Genomic DNA, 17,362 nt, shown 5'->3' on the forward strand with positions numbered 1-17,362 from the left:
CAGTTAAAAACAAACAAACATGAAAAAGTTAAGAAATATTATCTGTCTACTGGTCGCCGCGCTTTCTTTGACCGCAGTGCAGTCCTGCAAGACTGAGTTGGAGAACCGCTACATGGATCCAGAGCAAACGGACATCCCTAATATCCGGGCTTTTATGACTCAGATATTAAACAATTCGCGCTTACGCTCTGAATACTGGCATTACCGTACATTCGTATTGCCACATCATGCACGTTACACGCAAACCACATACTTCGGTATCAATAATACGATGTACCAACAACAAGACTCGTATACCAACGACTATTGGAGAGATTTTTATTCTCCGGGTATGTTGGGCGTATTTCGGGTGATGGAGCGCACGTATGCGGCAATGCCAGAGGCAGAGCGTACGGAGTACGATGCATTTATGCATGCTACACGCGTAATTGTGTATGGTCAAGCTGCGAAGTTGGTCAACAACTTTGGTGATATTCCCTTCAGCGAAGCGGGAAGCTTGCCTGCAACAGATCAGATTATGTTAGGCAAATTCGACGATCAAAAAGAATTGTATGACCAATTTATCACGGCATTTGCAGAGGCCGCTGAATTCTTCAGTACCTATCAGAATACCAACGATTTTATCCGTGCAGATATCATCAACAGAGGCAATGGCGAGAAATGGCGCAGATATGCCAACTCGTTGAGATTACGTCTGTTAATGCAAATTTCTAAGTCGGACGAAACCAGAGCACGTACAGACATTATGGCTATGCTAAATGCGCCAGAAATGTATCCTTTGATTGATGGTACACAGGCTTCTTTAGAGGCAGGCGGGCGCCATGATGTGTTGAATCAAAAGTTGACGACGTATACATCCAGCCTATTGGATGCTGTGCGTGAATTGAACACGCATTATGCACCGGATTATATGTTGAATACGGTGTTGAAAACAGCTAATGACCCTCGTATGGATGCCCTATTTGGTAAATATGGTAGAACAGAAGGAGGTCGCGTGATCCCGAATGCAGAGTTTCAGGCTTTGCCTATTAACACCAGTGAAGCGGTAGCTGATGCAGAGTATGCCAACGCGACATTACGCCGTTTCGCGATTGTAGACTCGGCCACTATGTGGATCAACAATAACCTTCCAGGCGTATTAATGACGACTTCTGAGGTGAACTTCATCAAAGCAGAGGCGCAAGAACGTTGGGGAAGTACAGCTGCGGCACGTACAGCTTATGAGACCGCTGTAGAGCAGTCTGTAGATTTTTATTTTTACCTGAATGGCGCGTCGTCCAACAGTTTGAAAGCAACAAGACCTACTGCGAGCGCAGTTCAAGATTTTATTAAAACCTCTAATATCGCTTACGAAGGTGCGCCACAAGCAAAACTGCAATTGATCGGAACGCAAAAATGGTTGCACTTTGGTTGGTTGCAAGCGGAGCAAGCTTGGGCCGACTACCGCAGAACGGGATACCCTGTGTTGCCAGCATTCCCTGTTTCGAATCTGAATGGTTTTCAAAATCCTCCGTTACGGATGCTATATCCATCTAACGAGGTGACGAATAATAGTATGAACTATGAAGCTGTAAGAGCAAAAGATACGCGCACGACGCGCATCTTCTGGGATGTCGACTAATCCCCGTTAATAGCTACAAAACGGTTGAAACTAAAGAGCCCGCTTCCTAAATGGAAGCGGGCTCTTTTATGATTATGTGTGCCACTTATCGTAGCGTTGAAGCCGTTTACAAGGATAGTATTTCTACAATGCGAGTCAGGTTCGTGTTTACCTGTTTAATGTGCTTAATCGCTTTCTCAAAAGGAGTGTACTGTATCTGTCCACAGATTAATCCCGCCATTTCTCCTCGGCGACCTTCTATCAATCCCTCTACTGCCGCTACACCCAATCTACTGGCCAGCACGCGATCCATACAGGTTGGTTTACCACCACGCTGGATATGGCCTAAGATCGATACCCGCACATCATAATGGGGGAAGTTTTCTTTAATTTTATCCGCCACTACTAAGCCCCCCTCTTTATCGCCTTCTGCTACAATAATGATGCGAGAAGATTTGTTGGAGCGAGATTTATCCAAGCGTTTCATAATGGCATCATAATCCACCGTTAGTTCGGGAATTAATACTGCTTCTGCTCCTGTACTGATGCCGGAGCGTAGGGCAATTAATCCGGAATCTCGTCCCATTACTTCCACCACAAATACGCGATCGTGTGATTCAGCCGTGTCACGTATCTTATCTACTGCATCGACCACCGTGTTGATTGCGGTATCGTAGCCAATAGTAAAATCAGTTCCTGCCAGGTCATTATCAATCGTACCGGGCATGCCGATAATTGGGATATCAAACTCTTCAATAAACTTGGAAGCTCCGGTAAAGGTACCATCACCGCCAATCACAACTAGGGCATCAATCCCAAATTCTTTCAAGTTTTCATAAGCGCGCTTACGACCTTCATAGCTCCGAAATTCGTCGCTCCTCGCTGTTTTTAAAACCGTACCACCGCGTTGGATGATGTTGGCGACAGATTTGGCGTCCATCGCTTCGATCTCTTTGTTTACAAGGCCATCGTATCCTCTACGCACCCCGTACATATTCAAGCCATGGTAGATACCAGTTCGTATCACGGCGCGGATTCCCGCATTCATACCGGGAGAATCTCCTCCGGAAGTTAATACTCCTATATTTTTTATTTGACTCATCAAAAGTTGTTTGTAAGATAACGGACAAAAATCAGCACATTATTTCTTCGCTTTAAACGCATCTATACCACTTTGTAAATAGGCAGCATAACTACTAATATCATAGTCTGCTCCTGTTGGTGGCACCAATACATTGCCATTAGTGTCTACGATGACATACAAAGGTTGCGAATTGCTATTGAACGTGTCTGCCTGAAAATCACTCCATTTATTACCTATTGTTTTTATTTTTTTACCGCTGTACGTGGAGGTGTATTTTTCCTCTTCGGCTAACTCCGTACGATCGTCTACAAATAGCTCTGCCATCACGAATTCTTCCTGTAGAAGCTGCGCCACTTTAGGATCCGTCCATACATTGGCCTCCATTTTTCGGCAATTTACACAGTTCCATCCCGTGAAGTCGATCAGCACAGGCTTATTTACCTCTTTAGCGGCTGCTAAAGCTTCTTGATAATCATAATAGGGATCGAAGCCTTTAGGCGTACCACGTTTGTGGAAGATATCATAATACTTTTTCTGAGCAGAGTTAGCAGAGGCGGAAGGAGCCGATTGTCCAAAGCCCGTGCTTAGGTCAAAGTCTTGTGTTGCGCTTGGCGGAAGAAATGCCGAAATAGATTTGAGAGGAGCTCCCCACAATCCCGGTACCATGTATACCACAAAGGCAAACACGATGACGGCGATGATGGTGCGGGGTACCGAAAGATGAGACAGCGGGCTGTCGTGCGAAAAGCGAATCTTGCCGATTAGATATAACCCCATTAAGCCGAAAATAGCAATCCACAACGATAAGAAAACTTCCCGATCCAACCAGTTCCAGTGGTAGGCCAAATCGACATTAGATAAAAATTTAAGCGCTAATGCCAGCTCTAAAAATGCCAATACAATCTTCACGCTGTTGAGCCAGCCACCCGATTTTGGCATCGATTTCAGCATCGAGGGGAAGATCGCAAAAAGAACAAATGGAATAGCCAAAGCCATGGCAAAGCCGAGCATCCCGATAGCTGGCCCCAAACGTTCGCCTTTAGATGCGGCTTCTACCAGGAGTGTGCCGATGATCGGTCCAGTACAAGAAAACGATACAACGGCCAAACTAGCGGCCATGAAGAACAAGCCAATGAAACCTCCTTGATCTGATTTTGCATCTATTTTATTTACAAAGGAGCTCGGTAATGTTAGCTCAAATGCCCCAAAAAACGAAGCGGCAAAGAACACCAGTAATAAGAAAAAGAAGAAGTTAAATATGCCATTGGTAGACAAAGCATTGAGGGCATCGGATCCAAAGGTCACCGTAATCAACATGCCTAGAGCAACATAAATGGCGATGATAAATACCCCATATAATAAGGCTTGAGATACCGCTGCCGTTCGGGTTTTCGATTGCTTCGTAAAAAAACTAACCGTCAAAGGCACCATTGGAAAGATGCAGGGCATAATGAATGCCGCGAAACCTCCCAACAAGCCAGCGATAAAAATCCCCCAAAGCGATTGTTTTTCATCTTGGGTTTGTGCTGCTTGTACCTCATCTATTACTTCATCTTCGTTCAGAGATGTATCCGTTCCGTCTTCAAATTGAAGATCGGTAGGCACTTCCAGTAATTCTGCTTCACTTTCTGGAGCCGATGATTCTGAAAATTCTACATCTTCAAAAGGAATCAGCGTATCCTGTGCGTGAGTAGATAATGTGCCCAAAGACAGGCAAAGTAGGACACTAATTATGGATAGATAAATTGATGCAAGCTTCATATGCGAAATTGAAAACGTCGTAAAAATAAAAAAAAGGCAGATAAGGCTGCCTTTTATATACAGTTATTTACCGTATCATTATTTTACGGTGACCGAAAAGCTATATTCGTCCGGCGGCAAGCACTGTGATTTGTCACAAGCCATAAACTCAACCGTACCTGATACTTTGGTGGCTTTGTTGCCGTTTAACTTTATTTTCTGCTGGAAAACAACCTCGTTACTGTGATAAGGAACATCCATTTTGAAGACCTCTTCGTATTTGGACTTTGGTTTTGGTTCCAATGTTTTACCATTTAATGCGAAGTCATTAGATTTTGCAAAAGTGAAGCTTGTTGCGATTGGGCCACCATTAGGTACCGCCGTGCTGTAAATATGCCAACCATTCTCTATGGTCGCTTTAATAAATACGACAGCTTCGTTATTATTCAACTTCTTCGTTGCTACTGTCCATTTTACAGGAGTATGTATTTGAGCAAAAGCGCCAGAAAGCGCAAAAAATACAATAGTGAATGCTAATACTGCTTTTTTCATACGTTTTATTCAATTTAAACGGCTTGTGTAGCCGGTTTTATTAAGACCCATAAATATGAAATGGGTTTAACGGTTAGTCAAAGATAGGAAATAAAATTACCGAAGCATGGTAACTTCTTTGAAGTAATACTGCTTGATGACATCGCCATGATCGATATGTAAAATTCCCCGATTATCTGCATGAGAGATGGTGCCTTGAAAAACGGTGCCACCAGCCTCGAATCGGCTTAACTCTCCCTTGCGGTATAGGAGTTTATTATATTCATTCAGCAAACGTGCTGGATGTGACCAATCTGCTTCGTATCGCTCCTGAATCGTACTTAAGAGTGTGGCACAATGCTCCTCCATCGGCTGTGCGACTAGGTCAGGCACATGTATCAATAAAGAGGTGGCTTTATGCGCGATATCTTCTGGCAGTTCACTTTGGGCAATATTAATACCGATGCCTACAATGCTGTATCGAATTTGTGACCCAGATATGGTATTTTCGATGAGCACACCACAAACCTTCTTATCGCCCAACATCATGTCGTTAGGCCACTTAATCCGACACTGATCTGTATATTGACTTAGCCAATCATACAAGCTTAGGCTAATCAATGTTTGAATCGCGAAAACATCATCCACTACTAATTGTTTAGGAAACAAAATGAAGCTAAATGTCAGACTCTTGCCCTCGTCACTATGGAATGAGTTGTCACGTTGTCCGCGGCCTTTGGATTGGTGTTTTGCCATAATGGCAGTAAAGTTGTCGCATGGCTTGAAATTTGAAGCTAGTGCTTTCAAGTAGTCATTCGTAGAGGATACATTATCTACGATAATTATGTTCTGACCGGCGAAATCTCCCGAAAATGTGTTATTTTGCAAAGGAATAAATATGAGTGACTCACACCAAAAATAGAATATTTTTTAATGAGTAAAGACAAAAAGTTATTGTCGTCAGAGAATTTGGCAGAGATTGTCGTGTTGGGGATGCAGGAGAAAAAAGGAAACGAGATTGTGCGGTTGGATATGCGGGAGGTGAATGGATCGGTTTCAGATTATTTTGTGATTTGCCATGCCGATTCCAATGTTCAGGTGAATGCGATAGCCAATAGTGTAGAACATGAAGTATATAAAGCTTTAGGCCAGGATCCTTGGCGTAAAGAGGGCCAAGGAAATGGCGAGTGGATTTTACTGGATTTTGTTGATGTAGTGGTGCATATATTCAAAACGGATAAGCGTAACCATTATGGAATCGAAGATCTTTGGGGTGATGCCGTCACCCAAGCCTACCAGAGTGCCTAACGAGACAGATGTCTCAACTATCAATGTAGAAAATGAAGAAAATACCAAATAAAAAAATTACGCCAATGCCGCCAAGATTCAGTATGATCTGGATTTGGATAGCGATGATCATTGGTTTTATCGGTTTGCAATATTTCTTCCGCTCCGAGCCTTCGAAGCGGATTACCTATCGGGAATTCGAAACCAAAATGTTAATTCCCGGCGATGTAGATCGTTTGGTGGCCTACAAAAACAACGATCTGTTGGAAGTAGAAGTGTATATCAAAAAAGACAAGCTCAAAGAGGATGACAAGTACAAAGATGTCGCGCCAAGAGATAATGCATTAGCCTTATCTCCAAACGTGGGTCCTCAGTATCTTTTCACAGAACCATCTGCCGAGATATTGGAATCTAAGTTGAAGACGTCTCAGGATAGTTTAGCAGCCGACCATACAGAGGTATCTGTTAATTACGAGGATCGTTCGAATCCTTGGGCAGGTTGGTTGGTGTCGTTCATCTTACCACTAGTCATTTTAGTAGCGCTCTGGATGTTCTTGATGCGCCGTATGAGTGGTGGTGGCGCTGGCGGCGGCGGACAACTTTTCAATATTGGTAAATCTAAAGCGCAGCTTTTTGATAAAGAATCGCAAATCAATATTACGTTTAACGACGTGGCAGGCTTAGAAGAAGCTAAGACCGAGGTGATGGAGATCGTTGATTTTCTGAAAAATCCGAAAAAATACACCGATCTGGGTGGTAAGATTCCAAAAGGCGCCTTGTTAGTAGGCCCTCCGGGAACCGGAAAGACTTTACTAGCTAAAGCGGTTGCTGGAGAAGCGCAAGTACCTTTCTTTTCTTTATCAGGTTCCGATTTCGTGGAGATGTTTGTTGGAGTAGGAGCATCGCGTGTACGTGACCTCTTTAAGCAGGCAAAGGAAAAAGCGCCTTGTATTATCTTTATTGATGAGATCGATGCTATTGGTCGTGCGCGGGGTAAGAACTCGGTGATGGGCGGAAATGACGAGCGCGAAAACACATTGAATCAGCTTTTGGTGGAGATGGATGGTTTTGGTACTAATGTTGGTGTCATTATCTTAGCTGCTACTAACCGATTGGATGTTTTGGACTCTGCTTTATTGCGTCCGGGACGTTTCGATCGTCAGATTTCTATTGATAAGCCAGATCTTATTGGCCGCGAGCATATCTTCAAGGTACATTTGAAACCATTGAAGCTATCTGAAGAAGTAGATGCAAAGAAATTATCTGCTCAAACCCCAGGCTTTGCCGGTGCAGAGATTGCCAATGTGTGTAATGAAGCGGCTTTAATTGCTGCCCGTAAAAATAAGTCTGCTATTGATATGCAAGATTTCCAAGATGCGATAGATCGTGTGATTGGCGGATTGGAGAAAAAGAACAAGATTATCTCTCCTGAGGAGAAGAAGATCGTTGCTTACCATGAAGCGGGTCATGCCATTGCAGGCTGGTTTTTGGAGCATGCAGATCCACTGGTAAAGGTATCTATTGTACCTCGCGGTGTGGCTGCCTTAGGTTATGCGCAATACTTACCTAAAGAGCAGTTCTTGTACACGACCGAGCAGTTGGTAGACAGCATGTCTATGACATTGGGTGGTCGCGTGGCAGAGGATATTACGTTTGGCAGAATAAGTACAGGCGCACAGAACGATCTAGAGCGTATCACACAGTTAGCGTATGCCATGGTGGCGGTATATGGTATGAATGATAAAGTGGGCAATGTATCTTTCCGAGACGGAAGTGGTGATGCACAGTTTCAAAAACCGTATTCTGACCAGACGGCAGAGTTGATCGATGTGGAGGTACGTAACATTATCTCTACGGTATACGAGCGTACTCGTCAGCTTTTGCTGGATAAGCAAGAGGGTTTAATCAGTGTGGCAGAAAAGCTATTGAAAAAAGAGATCTTATTCCAGTCTGATTTAGAGGAGTTATTGGGTAAAAGACCTTTTTCCAATAGAACGACTTATGAAGAGTTTGTGAATGGTGGTGTAGATGGCGGTGGTGTACCACAGACCGACTTGCAATTGCCTCCAATTCAGGATGATATTGTAGAGGGAGATCAGCCAGAGGCGAAGAACCCATCGAATGAATAAGATTATAAGAATAAGTTTTTAACTAAATTAGAAGGTGCAGCCGAATTACTTTGCTGCACCTTTTTTACTATGAATATCCGTAATACAACAGCTAAAGAGAAGATGCTCAAGCAAATTAGGCAGGCATTGCTTCATAAGCGGGAGAATCCATATCCTGATTTTGAGGACGCACCGCTTTTCGCCGATGAGGAAGAAGCGCTCGATGTCACCTTTGCACATGAGCTGACGGCTGCCGGCGGAAATTTCATTTATTGTGACGGGGAAGTAGACCTGATCGAAAATCTCGTGGTACTAATAGAGAGACTGAAGCTCACTAAGATTGCGGTTTGGGAACCCCAATTACAACGGTTGTTGGATCAGTATGGATTTCCGTACCTGCGTACGGATCAGGAGTTAGACCAAGTGGAAATCGGTATAACCTCTTGTGAATCGTTGATTGCTAGAACTGGAAGTGTTTTGTTGTCTAATGCAAGTCCTTCAGGTAGGAGGTTGCCTATTTATTCGCCTGTTCATTTTGTTTTTGCAACTGCCTCACAATTGGTGATGGATCTGAAGCATGCTTTCAAAAAAGTACAGGAGCGTTATCCTGAAGAGATACCCTCGATGCTTACTACGATTACTGGACCAAGTTGTAGCAATGCTATCGGCTATACTGCCATGGATGGTGGCCATGGTCCAGAGCAACTTTATGTTTTTTTGACGGAAGATAGATTTTAAACGATGTTATCAGATTATATTATTAATACGCCTGTAGCAAGTGTTATTTTTGCTTTCACGGTAGGTTTGAGTATATATGCATTTTCTCAACCGGAGCTATATGGTCGTATGATGTTGCACCCCTATTCTGTGTATCGCGATCGTAGTAAGTGGTTTACAGTCATTACTAGTGGTATGATCCATAAAGATTGGTCACACCTGCTGTTCAACATGATCACATTCTATTTTTTTGGGTTTGCTTTGGAGGCGTTGTTAGTCGCACAAAGTGGTTCTATTGGTCACGTCTATTTCGCCGGGATGTACGTAGTTGCTTTGGTGTTAAGCGATATTCCGACTATCCTGCAGCAAAAAGATAATTATGGCTACCACAGCCTGGGTGCCTCGGGAGCGATTAGTGCTGTATTGTTCAGCTTCATCTTATTTTATCCGCGTACCTTACTTTATTTATTTTTTGCGATTCCTATTCCGGCTTTCGTGTTTGGATTTCTTTACTTGGGCTATTGTATTTGGGCAGCAAAGAATGCACGCGACGGTATTAATCATGACGCCCACCTATTTGGTGCGCTGACAGGCTTGGTGTTAACCATTATGCTTTATCCCTGGATCTTACGCCATTTTCTGGAGCAATTCGGAATTTAGTTCACCCAACTCGCTTTATCCAAGCTTCTGTATTGGATCGCTTCGGCAACATGATGAACCTGTATATCTTCTGCCGATTCCATATCTGCCAAGGTGCGTGCTACTTTCAATATCCGATCGTAGGCACGTGCAGAAAGCCCCAGTCGCTCCATCGCTGATTTCAGCAGTTGCTGGCTATGCTCATCCAAACGACATATTTTTCTTACTAATGCTGGGCTCATTTGGGCATTACTGTAGGTGTTGACTTGCCCGCTAAATCGCCTTGCTTGCCGTTCTCTAGCTAGTGTAACCCGTTCGCGCACGTCTATACTTTTTTCGCTTCCTTTCTGAGCACTGAGCTCTTTGAACGCCACGGGCGTTACTTCTACATGTAGATCAATACGATCCATCAAAGGGCCCGACACCTTGCTTAAGTACCTCTGTACGACCTGTGCACTGCACGTACAATTTTTTTCTGGATGATTGTAATACCCACAAGGGCAGGGATTCATGGACGCGATTAACATAAAACTTGCGGGATAATCCACACTGAACTTGGCGCGAGAGATAGTAATATTACGGGCTTCCAGCGGTTGCCGCATCACCTCCAAAACGTTACGCTTGAATTCTGGAAGTTCATCCAGAAACAGAACCCCATTGTGTGCGAGAGAGATCTCTCCAGGCTGTGGATTATTGCCTCCTCCAACTAAGGCAATGTTGGAAATGGTGTGGTGCGGTGCTCGGAATGGACGAATCGTCATAATCGAATCTTTTGCATTGAGCTGCCCCGCTACAGAATGTATTTTAGTTGTTTCTAATGATTCCTCTAGTGTGAGTGGTGGCAGGATTGTAGACAAACGCTTCGCCAACATCGTTTTGCCAGCCCCTGGAGGGCCGATTAATATCAAGTTGTGACCACCCGCCGCCGCAATTTCTAATGCACGCTTTATGTTCTCTTGTCCTTGCACATCTGCAAAGTCCAGATCATGGGCATCCAACTGCTGGGAAAACTGCGCTTGTATATCCACCTGCATAGGAAGGATCTTTTCTCCCCCTTCCAAGTGATTAATCACTTGGCGTAGGTGCGTAGCGCCATATACCTCCAAGCCATCGACCACTGCGGCTTCCGGCGCGTTTGCTGCTGGAAGGATAATACCGTTGAAGCCATCCTTTTTTGCTTGTAATGCGATGGATAGTGCACCACGAATGGCTTGTAGCGAACCGTCTAATGACAATTCGCCTACGATCGTATATTGGTTTAGATGCGTATGTTGTAATTGGCTGGATGCTGCTAGAATGGCCACTGCAATGGAGAGGTCGTAAGCAGAACCCTCTTTGCGAATGTCTGCAGGGAATAAATTAACGACAATTTTCTGGCGCGGCATGCGGCACCCCACGGCGGCGATAGCGCTTTCAATACGTTGTAAACTTTCTTTAACCGCGTTATCTGGGAGGCCAACAATATAATATTTAGTGCCCGTCGTAATGTTTACCTCCACTCCAATACTGGTGGCATCGATCCCATAACAAGAACTAGCGTGCGTTTTTACGAGCATAATTCGGTATATTTATTCAATAGCTGTATTAAAATATATAAAGATAAAATTGTTCTTTAAAATATAATAACTTTCTTTTTTAAAACTGGTATTGTTTTTCAATGTACAGTTAAAAACACTTTGATATTTTTACTGTTATTCTATTAGTCAATCATCACAATTGTCATATTTTAATATTTATACACATGAATTATAGCGGAAAAGTTTTAACAGCATTGTTAACCGGTTTGGCGGCAGGAACAGTTTTGGGTGTATTGTTTGCTCCAGAAAAAGGATCTGAAACTCGTGATAAGTTGAATGAATCACTGAGTGATCTGGGTGATGCAATTAAAGAACGTGCAGAGGAGCAGTTAGATCAATTGAGTGATTTACGTGAGAAATTAGTAGCCTCTTTGAAGTCTAAAGCAGCGAAAGCGGGAGAAATTGTAGACGAGGAGATCGAAGAGCACGCTTAAAATGACTATCTATGCCTTGTGCATAGACTTATTAATTAACACAAGTTAGGGGAATCTTGGCTGATTTAGATTGGTCAACAGATTCCTCGAAACCCATATTTGCATGATGGATCAAAAGTTTTCGTTTTCAGGATCATTGAGTAAACTAAAGGAATACGTAGATACGCAGTTAGAATTAGTAAAATTACGTGCTATCGCTCGTGGTTCCCGGATTTTAGCTGCGTTGGTGCTGGATATTAGCAAGATTCTTCTTGCTTTATTGGTAGTTTTCTTCTTAGCAATGGCGCTTGCTTTTTATTTAGGTCAGTTATTTAATAACTATGCTCTGGGATTTTTAGCGGCTGGAATTGCATTTGCGTTGATCATAGTGCTTATCAACTTAACAAAGAGTAAGCTAGAGCTCACGCTGATGGATCTTACCATTCGAAAGATATTAGGAAAATGGCATGAGGAAGATGATCACCTGGAAGAAGACCGGTTAAGCCGATTGCGAAAGAAGGCCGCAAAAGCTGAAGAGGACGCTGCTAAGATTAAGGAAGAAATAGAAATCATAGAAGATGAGTACGAACAAAGAGTTGAGAAATAAGATTACTAATATCGATGATCTGTTAAACGAGATTGACCGGATTAGTATTCTTCGAGACGAACAGGAGTTGTACTTTGGTACACAGTATAAGCTATTAAAACACAAAATCGAGGCTCCGGTTCGGTTTGTCAATATGATTACCGCTCACGTGCCTGGTGTGAGCCGCGTGCGTGATGTGGTATCCTCTTTCACTGCAAATAGTGGAAAGAGTACCGGCAAATCTGATTGGATCACTAAAGTGTTGCGTTTAGCAACACCTTTGGTACTTAACCGTACGCTTTTAAAGAATGCGGGTTGGTTCAAGAAGGCCGTTGTAACTGTTGCTTCGGAAACAGCTGTAGGGCAAGTGAATCAAAACAGCATTTCGAGCGCTGTTTCTGGAATAGCGAATTTTATCCGACCTAAAAAGAAGGTTAAAAAAGCGAAATTACTGCCAGGTGAAATTACAGCCGAAGAGGCTGTAGAAGGAAACAAATACGGTATCCCGAAGGATAGTGAAGCCTATTAGATTTACTAAATTTTCAAAATATATTAAAAAGCGTTCGCCCTATTGGCAACGCTTTTTTTGAAAAATTTCTAAAAAAATACGTTTGCGAGCTTCAGAATTATATCAATAAAGACTGTCTTTTCAATCGCGCTGTTTGCTTTGAAAATCCTGATAGGCTAACAAGATACCATCTTCCAGTGCAGTTTTGTGTTTCCAGCCCAGAGCATGCAATCGCTGAACGTCCATTAGCTTACGAGGAGTTCCGTCTGGCTTAGTACTATCATATCGTAAAGCTCCTTCATAACCCACAATTTGTTTAATAAGCTGCGCTAAATCTTTGATGCTAATATCTTCACCAACGCCCACGTTGATAAATCCGCTTTCACTGTACGTCTCCATCAAGAAAAGACAGGCCTCTGCAAGATCGTCAGCATACAAAAATTCGCGCATAGGCGTGCCAGAGCCCCAAATCACCACTTCTTCTAACTGCTGCTCCTTAGCTTCATGAAATCTGCGAATTAATGCAGGGAGAACATGAGAGTTTTCTGGATGATAATTATCATTAATGCCGTATAGATTGGTCGGCATCACCGAGATAAAGTTAGAGCCGTATTGCGCGCGATACGCTTCACACATTTTGATACCAGCAATCTTGGCAATGGCATACGGTTCATTTGTCGGTTCTAATAATCCCGTTAATAGATAATCTTCCATTAATGGCTGTGGCGCCATTTTCGGATAAATACAGGAAGATCCCAGAAACATTAACTTCTTTACCTGATGCACATGTGCTTGATGAATTACGTTGTTCTGTATCGCTAAATTTTCATATATAAAATCTGCCCGATACGTATTGTTAGCAACGATGCCACCCACTTTTGCGGCCGCCAAAAAAACATATTCTGGCGTTTCTTCTGCAAAAAACTGAGCAACTGCTGTTTGATCACGTAAGTCCAATTCGGAGGAAGTTCTGGTTAGGATATTTTCGTATCCTGCTTTCTGCAACATCCGATGAATGGCAGAACCCACCATACCCCGATGTCCGGCAACATAAATTTTAGCTTTTTTATCCACAGTATTCATTTACAGATGCGTGTAAAAGAGAAGTTTTCGCTGTTTTTTCTGAATATACCTTCCCTCTATTCGTAATACAACAAATATAAGGTTATTTTTGCGCCGGCTATATTGCAGCAGCGTCTGTATCAAGCCATTTTTTTGGACAGATGATGACCCTGTCGACAATAGCATAATAAAGTACAGTATAGTAATGGGTAAAGACAAACTACGCAGATTTGCAGAGGTGGCTACATTTAAAAATGTGGTTCAACTGGATGCTGGTAAAGATTTTAAAGGGCAATGGGCCAAAGATTTCTTTGGCAATAATCAACCAATTGTGTTGGAATTGGCCTGTGGAAAAGGGGAATATACTGTTAACCTAGCCAAGCTTTTTCCAGACATTAACTTCATCGGTGTAGACTTCAAAGGCAACCGAATCTGGCGCGGTGCGAAAACTGCCTTGGAAGAAGGAATTCACAATGTCGGATTTTTACGCATTCAGATCGAGAGCATTCTGGAGCATTTTGCGGAGAATGAAGTTGCTGAAATTTGGATAACTTTCCCTGACCCGCAGCCACAAGACAGTCGTGAAAAAAAGCGACTAACTAGTCCGCGCTTTATGCAGAAATACAAAATTATCTTGCAAGATGACGGCATCATGCATCTAAAGACGGATAATGATGAATTTTATGCCTACACGTTAGAACAAATCGCAGCAGGCAAAATGCCGATTACTAAGGAAACGACAGACTTGTATGCTTCTGCTTTAGTGGACGACGTACTATCGATTAAAACTTATTACGAAAAGAAATACTTGGCAGACGACAAGAACATTAACTACGTGCAGTGGCAGTTCCCGCAGCAAGGGTGAATTGTTTTATAGTCCAGAAGAATTGAATTGAAGATCGTACAATCTCCTGTATGCACCATCTAGTGCGAGCAATTCCTGATGAGATCCCTTTTCTAGCATTTCTCCATTGTCTAATACAATGATTTTATCTGCCCGCTGGATAGTCGATAAGCGGTGTGCAATCACAATAGCTGTGCGTCCATCCATTAGATTTTCAATAGCAGATTGTATCAATTGTTCCGTTTCGGTATCTACAGAAGAAGTTGCCTCATCCAAGATCAGAATTTTAGGATCGTGCACTAATGCTCTGATAAAAGAGATCAATTGGCCTTGACCCGCTGATAAAGTGGATCCCCGTTCTTGAACCTGATACTGGTAGTCGCTCGGCAGCCGTTCTATAAATTCATGTGCGCCCACCTTCTTGGCGGCATCGACGATGGAATCCATTGAGATGGTCTCATCGTACAGGTTGATGTTATGTAAAATGGTGTCTGAAAACAGAAATACATCTTGCAATACCGTAGAAATCGTTTGCCTTAAGTAAGATAAGTCGTACTCGCGAATATCCACACCGTCGAGTAGTATCTGCCCACGCTGAATCTCATAAAAACGACTTAGAATATTAATGGTCGAGGATTTTCCTGCTCCGGTAGCGCCAACCAGTGCGAGCGTTTCTCCAGGTTGTACTGTAAAACTGATGTCTTTGAGTACCCATTTTTCCTCATTATAAGCGAACCACACATTCTTGAATTCAATCTTCCCGCGTACTGTATCTGGTCGATATTCTCCTTGGTCTGGCGTAAACTCGTTCGTATCCAGTACCTCAAAAATACGTTCAGCAGATACCATACCCATCTGTAACGTGTTGAATTTGTCGATAAGCTCCCTTATCGGGCGAAAGATCATCGTAATGTACATCAGGAAGGCGACCACCACACCAGGGGTGATCACATCAGCCAAGATCTGCTTGGAGCCGTACCATACCAATAAGCCCGTCGAAATTGCTACAATCACTTCTAGCACAGGAAAGAAAATAGAGAAATACCAGTTTGCGCGGATATGTGCGTTTCGATGCTCGGCATTGATCTCTTTAAATTTCCGCATTTCTTGATCTTCGCGAGCGAAGTACTGAATGATGGCCATGCCCGAAATGTGCTCTTGTAGAAAAGTATTCAGGTTAGACACCCACGTGCGTACACTCTGGAATGCGGACTTCATGGCTTCTTTAAAGATGTACGTTGCGGCAATCATCAACGGCATGGGGATAAGAATAACCAATGTAAGCCGCCAGTCTGTGTAAAACATCACTAGCAAAATCACCACAAGCTGTAATAGATCGCCGATAATCTGAATCAATCCTTCGGAGAAAATATTCGCAATTGTTTCCAGATCAGAAATCGTTCTGGTAATTAATCGTCCAATTGGGGTGTTGTCAAAATACTTGAGCCGCAAGTTGGTAATATGCTCGAACACCTGAACACGAATATCGCGGATCACAGATTGGCCCAAGGTATTAGTCATTAGCGTATGAAAATACCGGATGACGGTTTGCAAGATAAGCAACCCAATCATGGCAATCAGCATGTTCGTTAAGCCAGCGGTATTTCCAGATAAAATGTGGCGATCCACCGTATGCTCCACCAACATCGGGAGCGCTGGTGCTACTGCCGCCAATAGGATCGTCAACACGACAGAAATCCAAAATACGGTGCGGTATGGACGAATATATTTTGCCAGCCGACTTAGTAATTTGGTGTCGTAGGCGTTTCCAGCAACTTGTTCTTTCTTCACGATGGTTGATCGATATAAGGGTAGATAATTTGGGTAAGGTAGAGGCCACGCGCTGGCACCGAAGCTCCGGCTTGGCCACGATCTTGGCTAGCGATCACTTCAGATACATGCTCCACAGGTTTGCCTTTTGCGCCTACCTCAAGCAGTGTACCTACAATCGCGCGGACCATGTTGCGTAAAAAGCGATCAGCAGTAATATGGAAAGTCAATCGTTCGCCATTCATTACCCATCGCGCCTCTTGGATCGTGCAAATATTCGTAAATACCTGCGTGTGTGCTTTGCTAAAGCAGCCAAAATCTTTTTTTCCGAGCAACAGCTTTGCGGCTTCATTCATTTTAGATATGTCCGGAGTGTCGCGAAGCAACCAGGATGCGTCTTCCAAAAAAGGATTTTTACCAAGATGTATATGATACTCGTACGATCTGGATACGGCATCAAAACGAGCATGTGCATCGGAATGTACTTTCAAAATCCTTTTCACACTAATATCCGACGGAAGAACAGCATTTAATGCATGTACAAATTTTTTCGAAGAGTCGATCTTTTCGGAAGGAATGTCTACATGCACGTACAACTGAGTTGCATGTACGCCCGTATCCGTACGGCCGGCACCAGTGGTCTCGACCTCTTGGCGCAAAACCGTTTTCAGGGCCAGCTGCAGCTTCTCCTGTACAGAGATAGCATTCTGCTGGATTTGCCACCCATGGTAGGCAGTACCCTTATATGCGATTTCCAAAAAGTAGCGTTGAGTGTTTCCTTGCACGGGGGCAAAGTTACGGAATTTTACGTTGTTTGAATGTAAACTCATCGGACAGAAGAGCAGTTCTGCGTAATCCATCCAGGTGTGGTGTTTACACAAGGAAGAACTTCGGGG

17 protein-coding genes are annotated in these 17,362 nt (G+C 43.3%); 9 read left to right on the plus strand and 8 right to left on the minus strand.

Going from position 1 to position 17,362, the window contains the following annotated elements; all coding sequences use genetic code 11:
* The first annotated feature begins 19 nt into the window (after positions 1–19).
* Positions 20–1,621: a SusD/RagB family nutrient-binding outer membrane lipoprotein gene (locus tag M8998_RS11300; protein ID WP_249992799.1), complete on the plus strand. Its 1,602-nt coding sequence runs from the start codon at positions 20–22 to the stop codon at positions 1,619–1,621.
* Between the two features lie 106 nt (positions 1,622–1,727).
* Here the strand turns inward: M8998_RS11300 and pfkA are convergent, their stop codons facing one another.
* The 4 genes from pfkA to M8998_RS11320 all read right to left on the minus strand — a co-directional run bounded on the left by pfkA (position 1,728) and on the right by M8998_RS11320 (position 5,843).
* Positions 1,728–2,702 (minus strand): 6-phosphofructokinase, encoded by a 975-nt coding sequence (pfkA, locus tag M8998_RS11305; protein ID WP_249992801.1) that lies wholly within the window; start codon positions 2,700–2,702, stop codon positions 1,728–1,730.
* 39 nt (positions 2,703–2,741) lie between these two features.
* The gene (locus tag M8998_RS11310) at positions 2,742–4,445 is read right to left on the minus strand and encodes a protein-disulfide reductase DsbD family protein (RefSeq protein ID WP_249992803.1); all 1,704 of its coding nucleotides are present in this window, start codon (positions 4,443–4,445) and stop codon (positions 2,742–2,744) included.
* 78 nt (positions 4,446–4,523) lie between these two features.
* Positions 4,524–4,976, minus strand: coding sequence for a protein-disulfide reductase DsbD domain-containing protein (locus tag M8998_RS11315; RefSeq protein ID WP_249992805.1), 453 nt, complete (start codon positions 4,974–4,976; stop codon positions 4,524–4,526).
* 96 nt (positions 4,977–5,072) lie between these two features.
* Complete coding sequence (locus M8998_RS11320; protein WP_249992807.1) at positions 5,073–5,843, minus strand: biotin--[acetyl-CoA-carboxylase] ligase; 771 nt, start codon at positions 5,841–5,843, stop codon at positions 5,073–5,075.
* A gap of 45 nt (positions 5,844–5,888) precedes the next feature.
* Between M8998_RS11320 and rsfS the strand changes: the two genes are divergently transcribed.
* The 4 genes from rsfS (at position 5,889) to M8998_RS11340 (ending at position 9,727) form a co-directional block, all read left to right on the plus strand.
* The gene (gene rsfS, locus M8998_RS11325; RefSeq protein ID WP_249992810.1) at positions 5,889–6,263 is read left to right on the plus strand and encodes a ribosome silencing factor; all 375 of its coding nucleotides are present in this window, start codon (positions 5,889–5,891) and stop codon (positions 6,261–6,263) included.
* 32 nt (positions 6,264–6,295) lie between these two features.
* Positions 6,296–8,371 (plus strand): ATP-dependent zinc metalloprotease FtsH, encoded by a 2,076-nt coding sequence (ftsH, locus tag M8998_RS11330; protein ID WP_249992812.1) that lies wholly within the window; start codon positions 6,296–6,298, stop codon positions 8,369–8,371.
* Between the two features lie 69 nt (positions 8,372–8,440).
* The gene (locus M8998_RS11335; RefSeq protein ID WP_249992815.1) at positions 8,441–9,088 is read left to right on the plus strand and encodes a LutC/YkgG family protein; all 648 of its coding nucleotides are present in this window, start codon (positions 8,441–8,443) and stop codon (positions 9,086–9,088) included.
* A 3-nt stretch (positions 9,089–9,091) separates the two neighbouring features.
* On the plus strand, positions 9,092–9,727 hold the full coding sequence (locus M8998_RS11340; RefSeq protein ID WP_249992818.1) for a rhomboid family intramembrane serine protease: 636 nt from the start codon (positions 9,092–9,094) through the stop codon (positions 9,725–9,727).
* Here M8998_RS11340 and M8998_RS11345 read toward each other — a convergent pair.
* A complete protein-coding gene (locus tag M8998_RS11345; RefSeq protein ID WP_249992820.1) occupies positions 9,724–11,262 on the minus strand; it encodes a YifB family Mg chelatase-like AAA ATPase in 1,539 nt (512 codons plus the stop codon). The two genes, M8998_RS11340 and M8998_RS11345, sit on opposite strands and share 4 nt — an antisense overlap.
* Positions 11,263–11,447: 185 nt before the next feature.
* On the opposite strand from M8998_RS11345, the gene M8998_RS11350 reads away from it, so the two are divergent.
* From M8998_RS11350 to M8998_RS11360, 3 genes are all read left to right on the plus strand, one after another.
* Positions 11,448–11,717 carry a YtxH domain-containing protein gene (locus tag M8998_RS11350; protein WP_249992823.1) on the plus strand — a complete coding sequence of 90 codons (270 nt, stop codon included), beginning with the start codon at positions 11,448–11,450 and terminating at the stop codon, positions 11,715–11,717.
* A 103-nt stretch (positions 11,718–11,820) separates the two neighbouring features.
* Positions 11,821–12,303 (plus strand): hypothetical protein, encoded by a 483-nt coding sequence (locus M8998_RS11355; protein WP_249992826.1) that lies wholly within the window; start codon positions 11,821–11,823, stop codon positions 12,301–12,303.
* Positions 12,275–12,811, plus strand: coding sequence for a hypothetical protein (locus M8998_RS11360; RefSeq protein ID WP_249992829.1), 537 nt, complete (start codon positions 12,275–12,277; stop codon positions 12,809–12,811). The genes M8998_RS11355 and M8998_RS11360 overlap by 29 nt, the downstream gene beginning before the upstream one ends.
* A gap of 120 nt (positions 12,812–12,931) precedes the next feature.
* Here the strand turns inward: M8998_RS11360 and fcl are convergent, their stop codons facing one another.
* Complete coding sequence (gene fcl, locus M8998_RS11365) at positions 12,932–13,864, minus strand: GDP-L-fucose synthase (RefSeq protein WP_349665664.1); 933 nt, start codon at positions 13,862–13,864, stop codon at positions 12,932–12,934.
* A gap of 193 nt (positions 13,865–14,057) precedes the next feature.
* On the opposite strand from fcl, the gene trmB reads away from it, so the two are divergent.
* On the plus strand, positions 14,058–14,717 hold the full coding sequence (trmB, locus tag M8998_RS11370) for a tRNA (guanosine(46)-N7)-methyltransferase TrmB (protein ID WP_249992834.1): 660 nt from the start codon (positions 14,058–14,060) through the stop codon (positions 14,715–14,717).
* A 6-nt stretch (positions 14,718–14,723) separates the two neighbouring features.
* On the opposite strand, the gene M8998_RS11375 is transcribed toward trmB, so the two are convergent.
* Both M8998_RS11375 and truA read right to left on the minus strand, forming a co-directional pair.
* Positions 14,724–16,487, minus strand: a complete 1,764-nt coding sequence (locus tag M8998_RS11375; protein ID WP_249992836.1) for an ABC transporter ATP-binding protein — start codon at positions 16,485–16,487, stop codon at positions 14,724–14,726.
* Positions 16,484–17,326: a tRNA pseudouridine(38-40) synthase TruA gene (truA, locus tag M8998_RS11380; RefSeq protein WP_349665657.1), complete on the minus strand. Its 843-nt coding sequence runs from the start codon at positions 17,324–17,326 to the stop codon at positions 16,484–16,486. The genes M8998_RS11375 and truA overlap by 4 nt, the downstream gene beginning before the upstream one ends.
* Positions 17,327–17,362: the final 36 nt, after the last annotated feature.

The sequence above is a fragment of the Sphingobacterium sp. lm-10 genome (assembly GCF_023554555.1).
In the GTDB taxonomy this organism is placed as follows: Bacteria; Bacteroidota; Bacteroidia; order Sphingobacteriales; family Sphingobacteriaceae; genus Sphingobacterium.